This is a genomic window from Stenotrophomonas sp. JC08 (assembly GCF_052180205.1).
In the GTDB taxonomy this organism is placed as follows: Bacteria; Pseudomonadota; Gammaproteobacteria; order Xanthomonadales; family Xanthomonadaceae; genus Stenotrophomonas.
In genome coordinates this window covers 1,579,425-1,597,587 of sequence record NZ_CP197473.1, presented here as the reverse complement: position 1 = coordinate 1,597,587, position 18,163 = coordinate 1,579,425, and the positions used below count along the sequence as shown (strand labels likewise).

Below are 18,163 nucleotides of genomic sequence, written 5' to 3'. Positions count from 1 at the left end.
GGGTGCCTCATTGGGTAAGCGGCCTTGTGGCCACCGGGCTACTCAGGCTCTTCCCGCGACGGTCTTACCGAAATTCCTCATCAACCACTGAGCAAACTCAAGGTGAAGTGACGCGTGCCCCATTCTCAGGGGCGATAGGGCTCGTTGCGTGCCAGCACCGCCCAGGCGATGCGTGCGGTCTTGTTGGCCTGGGCCACGGTGGCGGTGTTGCGGTGTTTGCGGGTCGACAGATTCACCAGCCAGCGGCTGCGATCATCGGGTTTGTTGGCGGCGGTGCGCAGTACGCTGCGTGCGCCATGCACCAGCAACTGGCGCAGATAGCTGTCACCGCGTTTGTGAATCCCCAGCAGCCGTGCCTTGCCGCCACTGGAGTGCTGCCGCGGTACCAGCCCCAGGAACGCGGCCAGTTGCCGACCATTGCGGAACTGGGTCGCATCGCCTATTGCTGCGACCAGCGCGCTGGCGGTCAACGGGCCGATGCCGGGGATCTGCATCAAGCGTTGCGTGTCCGGTTCCTGGCGCACCTGCTGCTCAATGCGGCCCGTCAGTTGCTCAACCCGCGCATCCAGCACGACCAGTTCGTCATACAGCTCGGCCAGCAGTTGGCGAAAGTCCAAGCTCAGGCCGTTCTCGGCATCTTCCAGCAACTCGGGGATTGCCTGGCGCAAGGTTCCTCGGCCGCGGCCGACCACCAACCCATACTCGGCCAGCAGCCCACGGGTCTGGTTGACCAGCGCGGTACGCTGCGCCACCCGCGCACTGCGGATCCGATGCAGGGCCTGCCGATCTTGCTGGGCGATGGTCTTGACCGTCACTGCAGGAATCTCTGGTCGGCTCATGGCTGCACAGATGGCAGCGGCATCGTTGGCGTCGTTCTTCTGCCCTAGCACGAACGGCTTCACGTACTGCGGTGGCAACAACCGCACCCGATGCCCCATCGCCTGCAACTGCCGCGCCCAGTGATGAGCGCCACTGCAGGCCTCCATGCCCACCTCGCACGGCACAAGCTCACGGAAAAACGGCAACAGCTGGGTTCGGCGCAGCGGCTTGCGCACCAGCACCTTGCCCGAAAGATCCACGGCATGCACCTGGATCAGCTGCTTTGCCAGATCCAATGCAACACGATTAATCTGCATGACCGACTCCTCCTGCTGTGGGACTGGTTGATCAACACCTCCAGTCTGGCACCTCGATGCCGGATCAGTGGGAGGAGTCCATTCCATTGGGTAAGCGAAGCGCACCCACATCCGTATCAAACCCCTGCCGCACCCACACCGCACCCCGGGTGCGGCGTATCGGCCTTACCCGGGCTACCTCAACCAAGACTTTCCCTGACGTGAGGGCGTGGGTTTATCGGGTGCGGCCGCTGGCATCGTCCGGGATACGGTGACTCCGGCGATGAAAAAGGAGGAACCTGGGATGGTGCGATATCGACGCAACCGGATTGCCGGCGGCACCTACTTCTTTACCGTGACCCTCCATGATCGGCGCGACGACGCACTGGTGCGCCATATCGACCTTCTGCTGGCCTCCTGGCAAAAAGCGCACGCACGCATTCCACACAGGATAGTGGCCGCAGTGGTGCTTCCCGACCACTTGCACGCCGTTATCCGCATGCCTGATGCCGACGTGGATTATTCGCGGCTCTGGCAGGAGATCAAGAAGGGCTTCACGCGGCAATTGCAAAGTGCGGCGCCGTCACCGTGGCAATCACGCTTCTGGGAGCACACCATTCGTGACGATGACGACCTGCGTGCGCACGTGGACTACGTGCATTTCAACCCGGTGAAGCACGGCTTGGCCGCACGCGCCGCAGACTGGCCACACTCTTCTTTCCACCGCTACGTGCGCGAGAACAAGTTGCCGCCGGATTGGGGAATTACCACGTAGCCCGGGTAAGCAAAGCGCACCCCGGGCCACCACGCAGCCATACCAAATCCTCACCACGCATACATAGCAGACCCCGGGTGCGGCCTGTCGGCCTTACCCGGGCTACTCAACGCACAAGCCTTGTAGCCCGGGTAAGCGAAGCGCACCCGGGGCCGCCACACGCCCGCACCAGATCCCCATTACGCATACATGGCAGACCCCGGGTGCGGCCTGCCGGCCTTGCCCGGGCTACTCAACGCACAAGCCCCGGGGGACCGGGGCTTGTGCGTTCCTGCTTTTGCAAAACTACTTGCGTACCCGCCCTAAAGCTGCACGCAAACCTGCCGTTATTGGTATCAGCAGCGGTGCTACGGCTCCTACACCCCGCCCCACTGCACCCAGTACCGGCCAGGTGATGTGCCGGTTCCAACGCAAAACAGGAAGCCCGAATCATGGCACAAGTCATCAACACCAACACCATGTCGCTCAATGCCCAGCGCAACCTGGGCACCAGCGGCTCCAGCCTGGCCACCTCGATCCAGCGCCTGTCCTCGGGCCTGCGCATCAACAGCGCCAAGGACGACGCCGCCGGCCTGGCGATCTCCGAGCGTTTCAGCACCCAGATCCGCGGTATGGACCAGGCCGCCCGCAACGCCAACGATGGCATCTCGCTGGCGCAGACCGCCGAAGGCGCACTGGGCGAAATTGGCAACAACCTGCAGCGCATCCGTGAGCTGGCCGTGCAGTCGCGCAACGCCACCAACTCGCCGTCCGACCGTGAAGCGCTGAACGCCGAAGTGCAGCTGCTGAAGGCCGAGATCCAGCGTGTGGCCGAGCAGACCAACTTCAACGGCACCAAGCTGCTGGACGGCAGCTTCCAGGCACAGTCCTTCCAGATCGGCGCCAACCAGGGCCAGACCATCGATATCGCCCAGATCGCCAACGCCAACATCAAGGACCTGGGCAACTGGACCCAGGTTGCCAATGCTGCCGGCGCCACGGCCGCCAAAGCAACAGGTGACGTTACCAAGGGCGCCACCGCAGGCGTGGTCGATCTGACCGCGCTGGCAACCACCGTTGAATCGCCGGCAACCACTCATGGTGTCGCGGAATTCAAGATCACCATCAATGGTGCCGAGAAGACCATCACCGCTACCACCGGTCAGACCGATGCCGCCGCCGCCCAGCAGGCAGTCGCAGTGAAGGTGGCCACTGCCATCGAGCAGGTAACCGGCCTGGCGGCTGTTGATGTTACTGCTGCCGCTGGCAAAATCACGGTCAAGAACGATGCTGATGGCGCCAAGGCCATCGTGATCAACGGTGGCGGCGTCATTTCCAACACCACGATCGCCGGTGAAAGCACAAAATTCGATGCTGGCAGCTTCACTCTGACCGGCGAAAAGGGCTCGGTCACTATCGATTTTGGCAAGGCCAGCAGTGCCGCTCAGCGTTCCAGCGAGCTGGTCAAGGCGATCAACAACCAGAGCTACAACACCGGCGTCACCGCCTCGCTGGACAAGAGCGGCAACCTGGCCCTGTCTTCGGCGAAGGGCGACTTTGAAATCGGCGGTACCGCCGCTGATGTGCTGAAGCAGACCGGTCTGACGGTGGGCAAGACGAAGGATGGCACCGGCGGCACCGCCTGGGTGGCCGGCGAAGCCGCCACTGGTTTTGCCAGCTTGGATATCTCCACCGTTGCCGGTGCCGACAACGCGCTGAACGCGATGGATGCCGCACTGAGCACCATCAACTCGGCCCGTGCCGACCTGGGTGCGGTGCAGAACCGCTTCACCTCGGTGGTGGCCAACCTGAACACCTCGTCGGAAAACATGTCGGCCGCCCGCAGCCGCATCCGTGACACCGACTACGCCAAGGAAACGGCCGAACTGACCCGCACGCAGATCCTGCAGCAGGCCGGTACCGCCATGCTGGCCCAGGCCAACCAGACCAGCCAGAACGTGCTGAGCCTGCTGCGCTGATCCCTGCGCTGATGGTCAAAACACAGCGGAATTCACCCCGTTGAGCAACACAGAGCCCCCGCCAGCAATGGTGGGGGTTTTGCCTTTGCAGCCCGTGTAAGCAAAGCGCACCCGGGGAATTCCCCAACGCATACATACCGACCCCGGGTGCGGCCTGCGGCCTCACCCGGACTACTCGATCGAGCAGCATCCAGCTCCGCCAGCAATGGCAGTAGCTCTGCCTTTGTAGCCCGGGCAAGCAAAGCGCACCGCAGGCTGCCAAGCGAATGCCTGTGTGTTCGAGGCGTAGCTGCCGTCCTGGCATGTGATTTGCATTGAATCCGGGGACCATCCCCGCTCGGCTCAAGTAATCCCCTGCCGGGCCGATAGCTTTGCCAAGGCGTGATATCCCGCAGGCGATGCGTCCCCGGCACCGCAAGGAAACCCAAAAGCAATGACTACAATCGGCTCCGGCCTGGACATCCCAACCCTGGTATCGCAGCTGGTCGCCGCCGAGCGCGCACCTTCGGCCAACCGCATCAATACGCAGGGTACGGCCGCCACCGCCAAACTCTCGGCGCTGGGCAGCATCAAGAGTTCGCTTGGCAGCCTGCAGTCGGCGCTGGACGGACTGTCCAAGGGGGCGGACACCCCGGGATTCAGGGCCAGCGTGCCGGAGAACAGCGGCTTCTCGGCGAGCATCGTCAACGATCCTGGAACGGGCAAAAGCCAGGCGGTGCCCGGTACCTACAACGTGGAGGTGCTGAGCCTGGCACAGGCACAGAAGCTCAGCTCCGGTGCGTTCGCGGCGGACGCCGCCGTGGGTGACGGCAAGTTGACGATTGCCTGGGGCGATGAATCCGTGGACGTGGAGATCCCGACCGGCAGCACGCTGAGCCAGATCGCCGCGGCAATCAACACCGCCGCCGGCGGCAAAGGCGTCAATGCAACCGTCATCACCGCCACCGATGGCCAACATCTGGTGCTCAATGCGGTCGATGCTGGCACCGAGGGTGCGTTGAAGGTATCCAGCAGCGGCGGGAACGGCGGTCTTTCGGCACTGGAGTGGGACGGCACTGATGGCGGCCTGAAGCAGACCGTAGCGGCAAGCAATGCGCGGGTGCGGGTGGACGGGTTCGAGCGCGAGTCCAGCAGCAACAGCATCAGCGACATCATCCCCGGCGTCACCCTCAACCTGACCAAGGCCGAGGAAGGGGCGATCAAGACCCTGACGATCAGTCGGGACAGCGCGCCGCTGAAGATCGACATGCAGGCCTTCGTCAGCGCCTACAACGCGTCCATCAGCGTGCTCAAGAACTCCAGCGCCTACGATGCGACCAATGACAAGGCATCGACACTGACCGGCGATGCGATGGTGCGCGGCTTGCAGCAGCAGTTGCGCAACCAGCTCAGCGCCAATGTCATGGACATGAAGGAACTGGGGCTGACCATCAACAAGGACGGCACCCTTGCTCTGGACGCCAGTGCCTTCGACAAGGCGATGGCGGAAAACCCGGCAGCGGCGGCCAAGCTGCTCGGCAAGGACGGAAAGCTCTCCAGCAGCATGTCCTCGCTGCTCAAGAGCAACCTGGACAGCACCGGTACGTTGACCCAGCGCACCGATGCGCTGAACAAGCAGATCAAGCGGCTGGAAAAGGATCTGGATGATCTGGACCTGCGCATGGAAAAGGTCTCCGCGCGCTACACCGCCCAGTTCACCGCAATGGACACGCTGGTAGCGCAGATGCAGAGCACCAGCAACTACCTGGCGCAACAGCTGGCCGGGTTGAGCAACAACTCGAACTAAGCGGCACCTCAAGTCGATGCCGTTTGCGGCCGATAGATAGACACATTCACCACTATCCGTAGCGCGGTCCGCCAGCGCACGGGTTCCAGGAGACCTCCGTTGATGTACGGTTCCCCCCGCAATTACGCCGAGCAGTACCGCAAGGTCGGCGTTTCCACCAGTGTGGTGGATGCCGATCCGCACAAACTGGTGGCCCTGCTGCTCGAAGGTGCCAATACCCGCATCCGCCGCGCTGAAGCCTTTCTGGCCCAGGGCGACCAGGGCGCCAAAGGCAAGGCGATTGGCGAAGCCTGCGCCATCATCGGCCACCTCAACGGTTCGCTCGACCATGAGGCTGGGGGCGAGATCGCCGGCAACCTCTCGGCCCTGTACGACTTCGTCATCCAGCGCCTGACCGAGGCCAACCTCAATAGCGACAACGTCGCCTTGCAGGAATCGCTGGCGGTGATGGGCGAGATCGAATCGGCATGGAATGCGATTCCCGCCGGGCAGCGGCAGCGTCCCGCCAGCGCAGGAGCGCGGATTCCATGAGCGACCACGGGCTGACGCTGCAGGCGTTGCACTCCGACCTGGACGCACTGCGCGTGGCGGTCGAGGACGAAAACCACGCCGAGGCCGAGCGTATCGCCTCCGAGCATGACCAGCGCCTGCGTGAGTTCATCCAGGCCTGTGGCGCGCAATCCGCCGCCAACGGCCTGCGCAACCTGCTGGCGCTGCAGCAGCAGCTGATGGGCGAGATGCTCAAGCGCCGCGATATCGCCGCCACCCACCTGCGTGCCGGCCGCCAATCGGTACGTGCGGCCAGCGCCTACAACCAGACAGAATCGCTGGCATGAGCCTGACCGCCCCCGCCCTGCTGCCGCACCCCGCCGAAACCGAGCTGTTCGCCGACACCCTGGCCTGCGATATCACCCTGCCGGCCACGTTCGATGCCGGCGCGGTGGTGCGTCGCCCGGGCAGCACGGAAATGCTGCTGCGCAGTGTGGCGCTGGTGGAGGATTCGCGCGGTGGCGACGAGGGCGAGGAGCGTACCGACAGCAGCGCCCAGCTGCAGCGGCTGGAAGCGCGTCTGGACCTGACCCTGGTGCTGCTGGGGCGGCTGCTGCAGCAATCCACCCCGGCCCTGCCGCCCTGCCCGCTGCGCTGGTCGCGGCGCGGCCTGCGGCTGGATTCCTCGCACGGCTTTACCGTGGCTGCGGACACCCGTGGAGTGATCCGCCTGCAGCCGGCGGAATGGCTGCCCGACCATATCGAGCTGCCCGTGCAGGTGCTGGCCGAAGAGAATCTCGCCGGCACTTTCCACCTGTGGCTGCGCCTGCAACCGGGCAGCGACGCGCTCAATACGGCACTGGAACGCCACCTGTTCCGCCTGCATCGCCGGCAGGTCGCCGAAAGCCGCCGCATTCGCTGACATCCGGCTGGCACCACCTCGGCCACTCGGCTAAGGTGACGGCCTTCCCCCTGCGGACTTCCTGCCAGCCCGTGCGCGTCCTTGTCGTCGATGACCACACCCTTGTCCGCGCTGGCCTGTGCCGGCTGCTGCAGAGCTTTGCGGGCCTCCAGGTCGTTGCCGAAGCCAGCAGTGCCGATGAAGCGGTGGAAATGGCGGTCCTGCGCCAGCCGGAACTGGTGCTGATGGATCTCTCCATGCCCGGCCGCAGCGGCCTGGAGGCGCTGTCGGAGATCCGCCAGAAAGCGCCCGAGGCACGTGTGGTGATGATGTCCATGCATGACGACACCAGCCATGTGCGCGACGCGCTGGACCGGGGTGCGGTCGGTTTCATCGTCAAGGATGCCGCGCCCCAGGAGCTGGAAGTCGCGCTGCGCGCCGCCTACTCCGGGCAGGTGTTCCTGAGCCCGCAGATTTCAGCGCGCATGCTGGCACCGATGCTCTCCCGCGAGCGCCCCACCGGCATCGCCGCGCTGTCACCGCGGCAGCGGCAGATCCTGCGCCAGCTCGGCAACGGCCAGAGCACCAAGGAAATCGCCGCCGAACTGGGCATCAGCATCAAGACCGTGGAGACCCACCGCGCGCGGATGATGGAGGCGCTGGGCTGCCGCCGCGCCAACGATCTGCTGCTGTTCGCAGCCCGCAACCAGCTGGACCTGTCGTAAAAACGGCGCCCGGAATGGGCTGGCGTCACACTTCCGGAAATCCGTCACCGAGCACCACGGAAACGGCTGGAAGCCCGTACTTTCAAGCCTCTGCGGCTTTCTGGAGCGTCAAAATGACGGCGTCCTGTAGGGGTTTCCCCCACAAAACGTCGGTCATCGGACTACACGCATAGGGTTTGCACCGATTCATTCCCCGACATCGGGGACGCAAGATGCGTTCCACATTGCAGCGTCGTCACGCTGTTATTGGGGAATCCGATGAAAACCACCCTTTCCGCCCAGTTGGGTCAACAACTGCAGCTGACACCGGCGCTGCTGCAATCCATCCGCCTGCTGCAGCTCAACAGCATGCAGCTTGAGCAGGAAGTCCAGCTGGCCCTGGAAACCAACCCACTGCTGGAAATGGCGGAAGAATACGACAGCAGCGCCGATGCCCAGCCCGCTGCCGAGGCGTCGCTGGAAACCGCCGCTTTCGACGAACTGCCGGAAAGCTCGATGTGGGATGTGGCCGGCGGCGGCTGGGGGGATGGCGAGGATGACCGCACCGCGAACATCGCCGCCGGTGAATCCACCGATCCGCATGTCCGCATCCTGCGCCAGCTGGCGCTGGACCTGGACGCGGGCGATCTGGAAATCGCCGCATTCTGGCTCGAGCACTGCGATGACGCCGGCTACCTCGATGCACCGCTGGCATCGCTGACCCTGCTGGCCAGTGCCCGTTACGACCGCGATGCCGCGCATGTGGATTCGATCCGGCAGCGCCTGCTGGGTGGCGATCCCGCCGGCATGGCCGCCGTCGACCTGCGCGAGTGCCTGCAGGTGCAACTGGCGCTGCTGCCCGGCTGTGTCCCGGCGCGGCACCTGGCCACCCGTCTGCTGGCCGGTGACCTGGAGCAGCTCGCCTCGCATGACTACGCCGCGATCGCCCGCACGCTGGAAGTGGAGCTGGACGATGTGCGGGAGGCATTCCGGCTGGTGCTCTCGCTGCACCCCCGCCCCGGCGACACCCTGCAGCCGCAGCAGGACACCGCGATCATCCCCGACGTGGTGGTCTGGCATGCCGATGCGCAGTGGCGCGTGGCCCTGAACCATCGCACCACGCCGCGCCTGAACATCAATCCGGCCTACGAGAAGGCCGTCAGCGAAAGTTCCGGCGAGGCCGCCCAGCCGATGCGCGAGATGCTGCAGGAAGCACGCTGGCTGACCCGTGGGCTGTCCATGCGCTATGACACCCTGCTGCGCACCGCGCGGGTGGTGGTCGAGCGCCAGGCCGGGTTCCTGATGCGTGGCGAGGAAGCGATGGCGCCCCTCACCCTGAAGGAAGTGGCCGATGCCATCGGCATGCACGAATCCACCGTATCGCGCATCACCTCGGGCAAATACCTGCAGACTCCGCGCGGCACGTTCGAACTGAAGCACTTCTTCGCGGTCCGCCTGGAAGGCGCCAGCATTTCAGGGCAGGCGGTCAAGGCGATGGTGAAGCGGCTGATCGAGACCGAACCGGCCGCCCGGCCGCTGGCCGATGAGGCCATCGCCCTGCTGCTGGCCCGGCAGGGGGTGAACATCGCCCGCCGGACCGTTGCAAAATACCGCGAACAGCTGGGCATCGCCCCGGCCCGTGAACGCCGCAGGCAGAATGCCAAGCCCTCCCTGGCCCGCGCGGGCTGAGAACAAGGATTTCCATGAGCAAGCTCACCGTGCTGCTGGTCGACGACCATGAAGGTTTCATCAACGCCGCGATGCGCCACTTCCGCAAGGTGGAGTGGGTACAGATCGTCGGCAGTGCCGCCAACGGGCTCGAAGCCATCGAGCGTTCCGAAGCGCTGCGCCCGCAGGTGGTGCTGATGGATCTGGCGATGCCTGAAATGGGCGGGCTGCAGGCCACCCGGCTTATCAAGACCCAGGACAACGCGCCCTACATCGTGATCGCCAGCCACTTCGACGATGTCGAGCACCGCGAACATGCCCAGCGTGCCGGTGCCGACAACTTCGTCAGCAAGCTTTCCTACATCCAGGAGGTCATGCCGATCCTGGAACGTCTGCGCGAGGAGCCAGGCAATGAGTGAGTCACGCATCCTGGTCATCGACAGTGACGACGTCCGCGCCGAGCGCACCGTCGCCCTGTTGGAGTTCATGGATTTCACCCCGCGCTGGGTCACCGACGCCGCCGATATCGACGTCAAGCGTTACCGCCCCAACGACTGGCTGGCGGTCGTGGTCGGTCACCTGGACGACACCGCCAGCGCCGAACCGTTCTTCACATGGCTGGCCCAGGCCGCGATGCCGCCACCGGTGTTGCTGGGGGAAGGCGATCCGCTGGCCTTCGCACGCCACTACAGCCTGCACGAGGCCAACGTGTGGCCGCTGGAACTGCCGCTGCGGCATGCGCAGATGGAGGCGCTGCTGCGTCGCGCCAGCCTGAAGCGGCTGGATACCGAGCACCAGCAAGGCGCCGCGCAGGACAGCGGCCCCACCGGCAACAGTGCCGCGGTGGTCGCCCTGCGCCAGCTGATCGACCAGGTCTCCGCATTCGACACCACCGTGCTGGTGCTGGGCGAATCGGGCACCGGCAAGGAAGTGGTGTCGCGTGCGATCCACCAGCGTTCGCCGCGCCGCGACGGCCCCTTCGTGGCGATCAACTGCGGCGCGATTCCACCGGACCTGCTGGAAAGCGAGCTGTTCGGCCATGAGAAAGGCGCTTTCACCGGCGCGCTGACCGCCCGCAAGGGCCGTTTCGAGATGGCCGAGGGCGGCACCCTGCTGCTGGACGAGATCGGCGACATGAGCCTGCCGATGCAGGTCAAGCTGCTGCGCGTGCTGCAGGAGCGCAGCTTCGAGCGCGTGGGCGGCAACCAGACCATCCGCTGCAACGTCCGCGTGATCGCCGCCACCCACCGCAACCTGGAAACGCGCATCAGTGACGGCAAATTCCGCGAGGACCTGTTCTACCGCCTCAACGTGTTCCCGATCGACGTGCCGTCACTGCGCGAACGCACCGACGATATCCCGGCACTGGTGGAAACCATCGCCGTACAGCTGGCCCGCACCGGGCGTGGAGAAGTCCGCTTCGCCGCCGAAGCGCTGGAAGCGCTGGCCGCCCACCCGTGGCCGGGCAATGTGCGCGAGCTGACCAACCTGGTCGAACGCCTGGCCGTGCTGAATCCGGGCGGTCTGGTGCGGGTGCAGGACCTGCCCACCCGCTACCGCGGCGACATGCTGCCGCCGGCATCGGCCGGCGACGAGGAACGCCCACTGGCGGCGATGGTGGCCGAGGCGGCGGTTGCAACGACGGCCCCGACCGCGCCGGCCGGCACGGTGTCCACCAATGCCACGGCTGCACAACTGCCCAACAGTGGTTTCGACCTGCGCGACCACATGGCCAACATCGAGCTGACCCTCATCAACCAGGCGCTGGAACGCACCCAGGGCGTGGTCGCCCATGCCGCGCAGCTGCTCGGCCTGCGCCGCACCACCCTGGTGGAAAAGCTGCGCAAGTACGGCATCGAGCGGGAACAGACGGAAACCCCGCTCCGCTGACCCGCACGGTATCCATCCCCTGCAAACGCCCTTCGGGGCGTTCTGCTTTTCTGCGGCCCCGACGCATTGCCGGCACCGGCGGCAGCGCCGGAATCCGGACGGCGGAAAGCCGTCGCACCCAGCGGAATGCACGCCAGCACGGCCTTTCAACCGCCTGCCGGTTTAGGCACGTGTCTTGCACATGAATTGGCAGCAACCCCGTTCCGGAAGTCTGTCGATGTCCCACTCCGTCAATTCGATCCTTTCCCAGATCCGTACCTTCCAGACCCAGGTCGGCCCGACCGCACCGCTGGCCGATATCCGCCGCAGCGACGCGATCAACGGGATGGTCACCGGCCAGCCGGTTTCGGCCCCGAGTTTTTCCGAAACCCTGCAGGGGGCGATCAAGGGCGTGAACGATGCCCAGCAGAAGTCCGGCGCGCTGGCCGTCGCTTTCGAGCGCGGTGAACCCGGCGCCGACCTGGCCCAGGTCATGGTCGCCTCGCAGCAGTCCCAGATCGCCTTCCGCGCCACCGTGGAAGTCCGCAACCGTCTCGTCCAGGCCTACCAGGACGTGATGAACATGCCGCTGTAAGGACACGCTTCCATGGCACTTGCGCTCCCCACTGACGCCCTCAACTCCGAAAAAGCCGGCGCCTGGTTCGACCGGCTGCAGAGTCTGCAGATCACCCGCCGGCTGGGCCTGATGGCAATGATCGCCGTCGCCGTGGCGGCGGGCCTGTTCGTGTTCTTCTGGTCGCAGAAGCCGCAGATGATGCCGCTGTACACCGGGCTGGATACCAAGGCGACCGCCGAGGCCACCGACCTGCTGCGCACCGCACAGATCCCTTTCGAGCTCAACGCCGCCACCGGCGCGATCAGCGTGCCGGAAAAGCACGTGCACGATGCCCGCCTGAAGCTGGCCGGCTCCGGTCTGACCGACAGTGGCCGCCTTGGCTTTGAAATGATGGAGCGCGATCCCGGCTTCGGCGTCAGCCAGTTCGTCGAGAACGCCCGTTACCAGCACGCGCTGGAAACCGAGCTGGTGCGCACCATCACCGCATTGCGCCCGGTGCGCGATGCGCGCGTGCACCTGGCCATCCCCAAGCCCAGCGCGTTCACCCGCCAGCGTGATGTCGCCAGCGCCTCGGTGGTGCTGGAACTGCGCGGCGGCCAGCAGCTGGAACGCAACCAGGTCGATGCCATCGTGCACATGGTCGCCTCCAGCATTCCCGACCTCGCACCGGAACGGGTGACCGTGGTCGACCAGAGCGGCCGCCTGCTGACCCTGTCCGATCCCAACAGCGATGCGGCGCTCAACGCCGCCCAGTTCGAACAGGTGCGCCGCCTGGAAACCTCCTACAACCAGCGCATCCGCGAACTGCTGGAGCCGATGACCGGCGCCGGCCGGGTCAACCCGGAAGTCAGCGTGGACATGGATTTCTCGGTCACCGAGGAAGCGCGCGAGCTGTACAACGGCGAACCGCAGAAGGTGCGCAGCGAACAGATCAACGAAAATTCCTCGGCCAGCGCCGGCCCGCAAGGTGTTCCCGGCGCCGCCAGCAACACCCCGCCCGGCCCGGAGGCAGTGCCGGCCAATGCCGCCGCGCCGACCGAAACCAGCAAGAGCGCCACCCGCAACTACGAGCTGGACCGCACCCTGCAGCACACCCGCCAGCCGGCCGGCCGCGTCAACCGCGTGTCGGTGGCGGTGCTGGTCGACCACGTTCCTCGCGCCGGTGCCAACGGCAAGCTCAGCGACCAGCCCCTGAGTGCGGCCGAACTGACCCGCGTGGAGGCACTGGTCAAGCAGGCGGTCGGTTTCAACGCCGAACGTGGCGACACCGTGTCGGTGATGAATGCCCCGTTCGTGCGCGAAGTGCTGCCGGTGGAAACGCCCAAGTGGTGGGAATACCCGCAGGTCCGTGACGGACTGCGTCTGCTGCTGGGGGCCATCGTGGTGCTGGCGCTGCTGTTCGGCGTGCTGCGTCCGGCGCTGCGGCAGATTTCCGGCCCGCCGAGGGCCCTGCCCGGATCCGGCGTGGACCCGCTGACCGCCGAAGTGCAGGTCATGGACGGAGCAGACGGCATGCCGGCGCTGGCGCCGGACCAGTTGCAGCTGGGCGCGCCGGCGCAACTGGCACTGCCGGTGGATGCCTATGAGGAGCGTTTGCGGATGGCGCGTGAAGCGGTGCAGGCCGATTCCAAGCGCGTGGCACAGGTGGTGAAGGGTTGGGTTGCCAATGATTGAGAACGTCCAGATGACCGGCGTCCAGCGCGCCGCCGTCCTGCTGCTGTCGCTCGGCGAGCAGGATGCCGCCGAAGTGCTCAAGCACATGGAGCCCAAGGAGGTGCAGAAGATCGGCATCGCCATGGCCACCCTCAACGATGTCACCCGCGAGCAGGTGCAGCAGGTGATGGACGAGTTCGGCAACGAGCTCGGCAACAAGACCTCGCTGTCCGTCGGCTCGGACGACTACATCCGCAACATGCTGGTACAGGCGCTGGGCACCGAGAAGGCCGGCAACCTGATCGACCGCATCCTGCTCGGGCGCAACACCACCGGGCTGGACGCGCTCAAGTGGATGGACCCGCGCGCGGTGGCCGACCTGGTGCGCAACGAGCACCCGCAGATCATCGCCATCGTCATGGCGCATCTGGAAACCGACCAGGCCGCCGACGCGCTCAAGCTGCTGCCCGAGCGCACCCGCGTGGACGTACTGCTGCGCATCGCCACGCTGGACGGCATCCCGCCCAACGCATTGAACGAATTGAACGAGATCATGGAGCGCCAGTTCGCCGGCAACCAGAACCTGAAGTCGTCCAACATCGGCGGCGTGCAGTGTGCCGCCAACATCCTCAACTACATGGACGGTGGCCAGGACCAGGCCATCCTCGGTGCGATCGCGCAGATCGATGCCCCGCTCGGCAGCCGCATCCAGGACCTGATGTTCGTGTTCGACGACCTGGTCGACCTGGACGACCGCGAGATGCAGCTGGTGCTGCGCGAGGTCAGCGGCGAGCGGCTGGGACTGGCGCTGCGCGGCGCCGATATCAAGGTGCGCGACAAGATCACCCGCAACATGTCCCAGCGTGCCGCCGAGATCCTGCTCGAAGACATGGAGGCACGCGGCCCGGTGCGGCTGTCCGATGTGGAGGGCGCGCAGCGCGAAATCCTCGCCATCGTCAAGCGCATGGCCGATGAAGGCACCCTCACCCTGGGCGGCAACGCCGAGGCGATGCTGTGAACGGCGCCATCCGCTGGCATGCCCCGGACCTGATGGGCGCGCCGCTGGCCCCGGCCATCGAAACGGTGACCGATGAGCATGTGCCGGAGCCGATGGCGGCCGAGCCGGCACCGGCGCCGTTGCAGCTGCCCACGCTGGAGGAGATCGAGGCCATACAGGAGACGGCACGCCGCGAGGGTCACGAGGAAGGTCATGCCGAAGGCTTCGCCCAGGGCCAGGCCGAGGTGCGGCGGCTGATCGCGCAGATCGAAGGCATTCTGGACAACTTCACCCGCCCGCTGGCACGGCTGGAGGACGAGGTGGTCGGTGCGCTGGGTGATCTTTCAGTACGTATCGCCGGCAACCTGGTCGGCCGCGCCTACGAGGCCGAACCGGCGCTGCTGGCGGCGCTCGTCAAAGAAGCCATCGGCACCGTGGGCAACAGCAACCGGGAGGTCGAGGTGCGCCTGCACCCGGACGATATCGCCGCGCTGGCGCCACTGCTGTCGCTGCCGGAAGGCCAGCGGCTGGCGCCGGACCTGGGCCTGAGCCGCGGCGACCTGCGCGTGCACGCCGAAGCGGTCCGCATCGACGGAACGCTGGATGCGCGCCTGCGCTCGGTGCTGGCGACGGTCATGCGTCGCGCCGGAGCCGGCCAATGACTGCCGCACCCTCGCCCGTCGACTGGGTCGCCGCACGCAACCTGCGCCTGGCCGCGCGGCTTGAAGACATCACCCTGGACAACGGCCACGGCCATGGGCTGATCCGCGAGGGCGTGCTGCGCCGCGCGGTCGGCCTGACTCTTGAAGCCGTCGGCTGCGAGGCACCGATGGGCGCCAGCTGCAAGGTGGAGGTCATCGACGGCGGCTGGGTGGATGCCGAAGTGGTCGGTTTCTCCGGCGACCGCACCTACCTGATGCCCAGCGCCGAGCTGCATGGCCTGCTGCCCAACGCGCGGGTGGTGCCGTCGTTCCATCGCGGTGGCGTCGAGGTCGGTGAAGGCCTGCTCGGCCGCGTGATCGATTCGGACGGCATTCCGCTGGATGGCAAGGGCCCGATCCGCGCCGAAGGCAGCGTCGGCATGGCCGGCGTGGCGATCAACCCGCTGGCGCGTGAACCCATCACCCAGCCGCTGGACGTGGGCGTGCGCGCGATCAACGCGCTGCTGCCGATCGGCCGCGGCCAGCGCGTGGGCCTGTTCGCCGGCTCCGGCGTGGGCAAATCCACGCTGCTGGGGATGATGACCCGTTTCACCGCCGCCGACGTGATCGTGGTCGGCCTGATCGGTGAGCGTGGCCGCGAAGTGCGCGATTTCGTCGAAAGCACGCTGGGCGAGGAAGGCCTGCGCCGCGCGGTGGTGGTTGCCAGCCCGGCCGACCGGCCACCGCTGGCGCGCCTGCACGGCGCCTACCGGGCAACCGCGATTGCCGAATGGTTCCGCGACCAGGGCCTGAACGTGCTGCTGCTGATGGATTCGCTGACCCGCTTCGCCCAGGCGCAGCGCGAGATCGGCCTGTCCGTGGGCGAGCCGCCGACCACCCGCGGCTATCCGCCGTCAGTGTTCGCCAAGCTGCCGGCGCTGGTCGAGCGCGCCGGCAACGGCGCCAAGGGCCGTGGCTCGATCACCGCCTTCTACACGGTGCTGACCGAAGGTGATGATCCGCAGGATCCGATCGCCGATGCCGCCCGCGCCATTCTCGACGGCCACATCCTGCTGTCGCGGCGCGTGGCCGACAGCGGCCTGTACCCGGCCATCGACGTGGAATCCTCGGTCAGCCGCGTGGTCCAGGACATCGCCGATGACACCTGGCGCGCCCGTATCCGCAAGCTCAAGCAGCTGGTGTCGGCCTACTCGGCCAACCGCGACCTGATCGCCATCGGCGCCTACCAGCGCGGCAACGACCCGCTCACCGACGAGGCGCTGGCGCGCTGGCCGGAGATCATGGAGTTCCTCGGCCAGGACGTGCACAACGCCGCCGCACTGGCTCAGAGTCTGGAAGCACTGCAACAACTGGTAGACAGCGAGAAACCCGCATGAGTCCGTCCCGTCGCCTCGATCCGCTGCTGCGCCACGCGCAGGACCGCGAAGATGAAGTGGCCAAGGCCTTGGCCGAGCGCCAGAAAACCCTGGACATGCACCAGTCGCGACTGGCCGAACTGCGCCAGTACGCAGACGACTACGCCAATGCGCAGCTGTCGGCCACCAGCGCCGCGCAACTGATGAACCGGCGCGCATTCCTCGACCGCCTGGACAACGCCGTGCAGACCCAGAGCAGGACGGTGGACAGCAACCGCGAGCACGTCGACGCCGAGCGCGCGCGGCTGCTGCTGGCCTCACGCGACAAGCAGGTGCTGGAACAGCTGGCCGCCAGCTATCGCGCGCAGGAAAAGCAGGTGGCCGAACGCCGTGACCAGCGCGAGATGGACGATCTGGGCGCCCGCCGCGTGCGCCTGGCCAAGGCCACCGATGACGGGGAGCCGGCATGAACGCCCTGTCACTGGGCGCCACCGCCGCGTCCGCTGCCGGCCAAGCCGCAGCGGGTGCACGTTCCGGCGGGTCATCGACAGACAAGCCGGCGGGCGGTTTCGATGCCCTGCTGAACCCGGCGACCGGGTCCGGCGGAAACATCGCGGCTGCAGCCGATGGCAACACGCCGCGTCAGGATTCCGGCACCCGACCCGATGAGGACACGCCGACAGCGGAAACCTCGGCCAGGGAGGACGCAGGTGTCGAAAAGCCGTCATCCGACGATACCGATGACCACAGCAGCGATACACCGTGGCCGCCGCTGGGCCTCTCCGCGCTGATTCCGCCGCCGGCCGAGCCTGTGCAGCCCGCCGCTCCACCTCCCGCAGCGGCCGAACCTGTGCAGCCCGCCGCTCCATCGCCCGCCGCTCCATCGCCCGCAGCGGCAGCGGCGGGCAGCAAGCAGCTTCCGGCCGCCCTTGCGCAGACGCTGGCGCCGGCCTTGCCGGCCGCCGCCACAGCCCTTGCGGCAAGCACGAAAAGCACGCCGGACGCCCTGCCGCAGATCTCCCTGCCTACCGCGGCCGTGGCCGCCCGGATCGACGACAGCAGCGACAGCCCGGATCTGCTCGCGTTCCAGCAGATCCTGCAGGGCATCAGCGCACCGGAAGTGCGCGCCCCCGCCGCCACTTCCAGCATTGTCCCTGGCGCCCCACCCGATGTGCAGAGTCCGGATTTTGACGAAGCCTTCGGTGCACGCATCGGCTGGATGGCCGAGCAGAAGATCGGTCATGCCCATATCCGCATCACCCCGCAAGACATGGGCCAGATCGACGTGAAGCTGCAACTGGACGGTGACCGCGTCCATGCCACCTTCAGCAGTGCCCACGCAGAAGTCCGCAGCGCGCTGGAAAACAGCCTGCCGCGGCTGCGGGAAATGCTCGGCGAGCAGGGATTGCAGCTGGCCCAGGCCGATGTCGGCCAGCAGCGGGATGCCCCTGCGGGCGAGGATGCGCGTGCCGGCGCCGACGCGTCGAGGGCCTCCGCCTCTGAGGGTGCTGGTTCGCCTGTGACGGAACAGGCAGCGCCCATGCGCTATCTGCGCGGTTTACTGGACACCTACGCCTGAACCGGCGCCGGCCATAGCGGCCGGCCACGCCATTTGGGCACACGGCTTGCATCGGAAGGGGCAGCATTCCCGAGG

The 18,163-nt window shown here is 66.5% G+C and carries 18 protein-coding genes; 17 read left to right on the top strand and 1 reads right to left on the bottom strand.

Features of this window, described 5'->3' with window-relative positions:
• Nucleotides 1-125: 125 nt before the first annotated feature.
• Nucleotides 126-1,136 (bottom strand): IS110 family transposase, encoded by a 1,011-nt coding sequence (locus ACSBPQ_RS07305; RefSeq protein ID WP_442682525.1) that lies wholly within the window; start codon nt 1,134-1,136, stop codon nt 126-128.
• Between the two features lie 262 nt (nt 1,137-1,398).
• Here ACSBPQ_RS07305 and ACSBPQ_RS07300 point away from each other — a divergent pair, with 262 nt between their 5' ends.
• The 17 genes from ACSBPQ_RS07300 (at nt 1,399) to ACSBPQ_RS07220 (ending at nt 18,088) form a co-directional block, all read left to right on the top strand.
• Entirely contained in the window at nt 1,399-1,890 is a 492-nt protein-coding gene (locus tag ACSBPQ_RS07300; RefSeq protein WP_442684356.1) for an REP-associated tyrosine transposase, read from the top strand.
• Nucleotides 1,891-2,321: 431 nt separating this feature from the next.
• Complete coding sequence (locus ACSBPQ_RS07295; protein ID WP_442684355.1) at nt 2,322-3,848, top strand: flagellin; 1,527 nt, start codon at nt 2,322-2,324, stop codon at nt 3,846-3,848.
• 433 nt (nt 3,849-4,281) lie between these two features.
• The gene (fliD, locus tag ACSBPQ_RS07290; protein ID WP_442684354.1) at nt 4,282-5,634 is read left to right on the top strand and encodes a flagellar filament capping protein FliD; all 1,353 of its coding nucleotides are present in this window, start codon (nt 4,282-4,284) and stop codon (nt 5,632-5,634) included.
• A 102-nt stretch (nt 5,635-5,736) separates the two neighbouring features.
• Entirely contained in the window at nt 5,737-6,165 is a 429-nt protein-coding gene (fliS, locus tag ACSBPQ_RS07285; protein ID WP_442684353.1) for a flagellar export chaperone FliS, read from the top strand.
• Nucleotides 6,162-6,470, top strand: coding sequence for a hypothetical protein (locus ACSBPQ_RS07280; RefSeq protein WP_442684352.1), 309 nt, complete (start codon nt 6,162-6,164; stop codon nt 6,468-6,470). The genes fliS and ACSBPQ_RS07280 overlap by 4 nt, the downstream gene beginning before the upstream one ends.
• Nucleotides 6,467-7,045, top strand: a complete 579-nt coding sequence (locus ACSBPQ_RS07275; RefSeq protein WP_442684351.1) for a PilZ domain-containing protein — start codon at nt 6,467-6,469, stop codon at nt 7,043-7,045. Before ACSBPQ_RS07280 ends, ACSBPQ_RS07275 begins: the two co-directional genes overlap by 4 nt.
• Before the next feature lie 71 nt (nt 7,046-7,116).
• Complete coding sequence (locus tag ACSBPQ_RS07270) at nt 7,117-7,749, top strand: response regulator (RefSeq protein ID WP_442684350.1); 633 nt, start codon at nt 7,117-7,119, stop codon at nt 7,747-7,749.
• Nucleotides 7,750-8,007: 258 nt separating this feature from the next.
• Nucleotides 8,008-9,417 (top strand): RNA polymerase factor sigma-54, encoded by a 1,410-nt coding sequence (gene rpoN / locus ACSBPQ_RS07265; RefSeq protein WP_442684349.1) that lies wholly within the window; start codon nt 8,008-8,010, stop codon nt 9,415-9,417.
• A gap of 14 nt (nt 9,418-9,431) precedes the next feature.
• Nucleotides 9,432-9,815, top strand: a complete 384-nt coding sequence (locus tag ACSBPQ_RS07260; RefSeq protein ID WP_442684348.1) for a response regulator — start codon at nt 9,432-9,434, stop codon at nt 9,813-9,815.
• Nucleotides 9,808-11,286, top strand: a complete 1,479-nt coding sequence (locus tag ACSBPQ_RS07255) for a sigma-54 dependent transcriptional regulator (protein WP_442684347.1) — start codon at nt 9,808-9,810, stop codon at nt 11,284-11,286. The genes ACSBPQ_RS07260 and ACSBPQ_RS07255 overlap by 8 nt, the downstream gene beginning before the upstream one ends.
• Nucleotides 11,287-11,503: 217 nt before the next feature.
• Nucleotides 11,504-11,860 carry a flagellar hook-basal body complex protein FliE gene (gene fliE / locus ACSBPQ_RS07250; RefSeq protein ID WP_442684346.1) on the top strand — a complete coding sequence of 119 codons (357 nt, stop codon included), beginning with the start codon at nt 11,504-11,506 and terminating at the stop codon, nt 11,858-11,860.
• 12 nt (nt 11,861-11,872) lie between these two features.
• Complete coding sequence (gene fliF / locus ACSBPQ_RS07245; protein ID WP_442684345.1) at nt 11,873-13,516, top strand: flagellar basal-body MS-ring/collar protein FliF; 1,644 nt, start codon at nt 11,873-11,875, stop codon at nt 13,514-13,516.
• A 10-nt stretch (nt 13,517-13,526) separates the two neighbouring features.
• Nucleotides 13,527-14,513 (top strand): flagellar motor switch protein FliG, encoded by a 987-nt coding sequence (gene fliG / locus ACSBPQ_RS07240; protein ID WP_442684538.1) that lies wholly within the window; start codon nt 13,527-13,529, stop codon nt 14,511-14,513.
• A 32-nt stretch (nt 14,514-14,545) separates the two neighbouring features.
• Nucleotides 14,546-15,154, top strand: a complete 609-nt coding sequence (locus ACSBPQ_RS07235; RefSeq protein WP_442684537.1) for a FliH/SctL family protein — start codon at nt 14,546-14,548, stop codon at nt 15,152-15,154.
• Nucleotides 15,151-16,530: a flagellar protein export ATPase FliI gene (gene fliI, locus ACSBPQ_RS07230; RefSeq protein WP_442684344.1), complete on the top strand. Its 1,380-nt coding sequence runs from the start codon at nt 15,151-15,153 to the stop codon at nt 16,528-16,530. Before ACSBPQ_RS07235 ends, fliI begins: the two co-directional genes overlap by 4 nt.
• On the top strand, nt 16,527-16,979 hold the full coding sequence (gene fliJ, locus ACSBPQ_RS07225; protein WP_442684343.1) for a flagellar export protein FliJ: 453 nt from the start codon (nt 16,527-16,529) through the stop codon (nt 16,977-16,979). The genes fliI and fliJ overlap by 4 nt, the downstream gene beginning before the upstream one ends.
• Complete coding sequence (locus tag ACSBPQ_RS07220) at nt 16,976-18,088, top strand: flagellar hook-length control protein FliK (RefSeq protein ID WP_442684342.1); 1,113 nt, start codon at nt 16,976-16,978, stop codon at nt 18,086-18,088. Before fliJ ends, ACSBPQ_RS07220 begins: the two co-directional genes overlap by 4 nt.
• Nucleotides 18,089-18,163 lie beyond the last annotated feature (75 nt).

Bases quoted from the DNA above. Each gene is read 5' to 3' on its own strand.
- ACSBPQ_RS07220 (WP_442684342.1), top strand. From the start codon at position 16,976: ATGAACGCCCTGTCACTGGGCGCCACCGCCGCGTCCGCTGCCGGCCAA.
- fliE (WP_442684346.1), top strand. From the start codon at position 11,504: ATGTCCCACTCCGTCAATTCGATCCTTTCCCAGATCCGTACCTTCCAG.
- fliS (WP_442684353.1), top strand. From the start codon at position 5,737: ATGTACGGTTCCCCCCGCAATTACGCCGAGCAGTACCGCAAGGTCGGC.
- fliD (WP_442684354.1), top strand. From the start codon at position 4,282: ATGACTACAATCGGCTCCGGCCTGGACATCCCAACCCTGGTATCGCAG.
- ACSBPQ_RS07295 (WP_442684355.1), top strand. From the start codon at position 2,322: ATGGCACAAGTCATCAACACCAACACCATGTCGCTCAATGCCCAGCGC.
- ACSBPQ_RS07260 (WP_442684348.1), top strand. From the start codon at position 9,432: ATGAGCAAGCTCACCGTGCTGCTGGTCGACGACCATGAAGGTTTCATC.
- ACSBPQ_RS07275 (WP_442684351.1), top strand. From the start codon at position 6,467: ATGAGCCTGACCGCCCCCGCCCTGCTGCCGCACCCCGCCGAAACCGAG.
- rpoN (WP_442684349.1), top strand. From the start codon at position 8,008: ATGAAAACCACCCTTTCCGCCCAGTTGGGTCAACAACTGCAGCTGACA.
- fliF (WP_442684345.1), top strand. From the start codon at position 11,873: ATGGCACTTGCGCTCCCCACTGACGCCCTCAACTCCGAAAAAGCCGGC.
- ACSBPQ_RS07305 (WP_442682525.1), bottom strand. From the start codon at position 1,136: ATGCAGATTAATCGTGTTGCATTGGATCTGGCAAAGCAGCTGATCCAG.
- ACSBPQ_RS07255 (WP_442684347.1), top strand. From the start codon at position 9,808: ATGAGTGAGTCACGCATCCTGGTCATCGACAGTGACGACGTCCGCGCC.
- fliJ (WP_442684343.1), top strand. From the start codon at position 16,527: ATGAGTCCGTCCCGTCGCCTCGATCCGCTGCTGCGCCACGCGCAGGAC.
- ACSBPQ_RS07280 (WP_442684352.1), top strand. From the start codon at position 6,162: ATGAGCGACCACGGGCTGACGCTGCAGGCGTTGCACTCCGACCTGGAC.
- fliI (WP_442684344.1), top strand. From the start codon at position 15,151: ATGACTGCCGCACCCTCGCCCGTCGACTGGGTCGCCGCACGCAACCTG.
- ACSBPQ_RS07235 (WP_442684537.1), top strand. From the start codon at position 14,546: ATGGGCGCGCCGCTGGCCCCGGCCATCGAAACGGTGACCGATGAGCAT.
- fliG (WP_442684538.1), top strand. From the start codon at position 13,527: ATGACCGGCGTCCAGCGCGCCGCCGTCCTGCTGCTGTCGCTCGGCGAG.
- ACSBPQ_RS07300 (WP_442684356.1), top strand. From the start codon at position 1,399: ATGAAAAAGGAGGAACCTGGGATGGTGCGATATCGACGCAACCGGATT.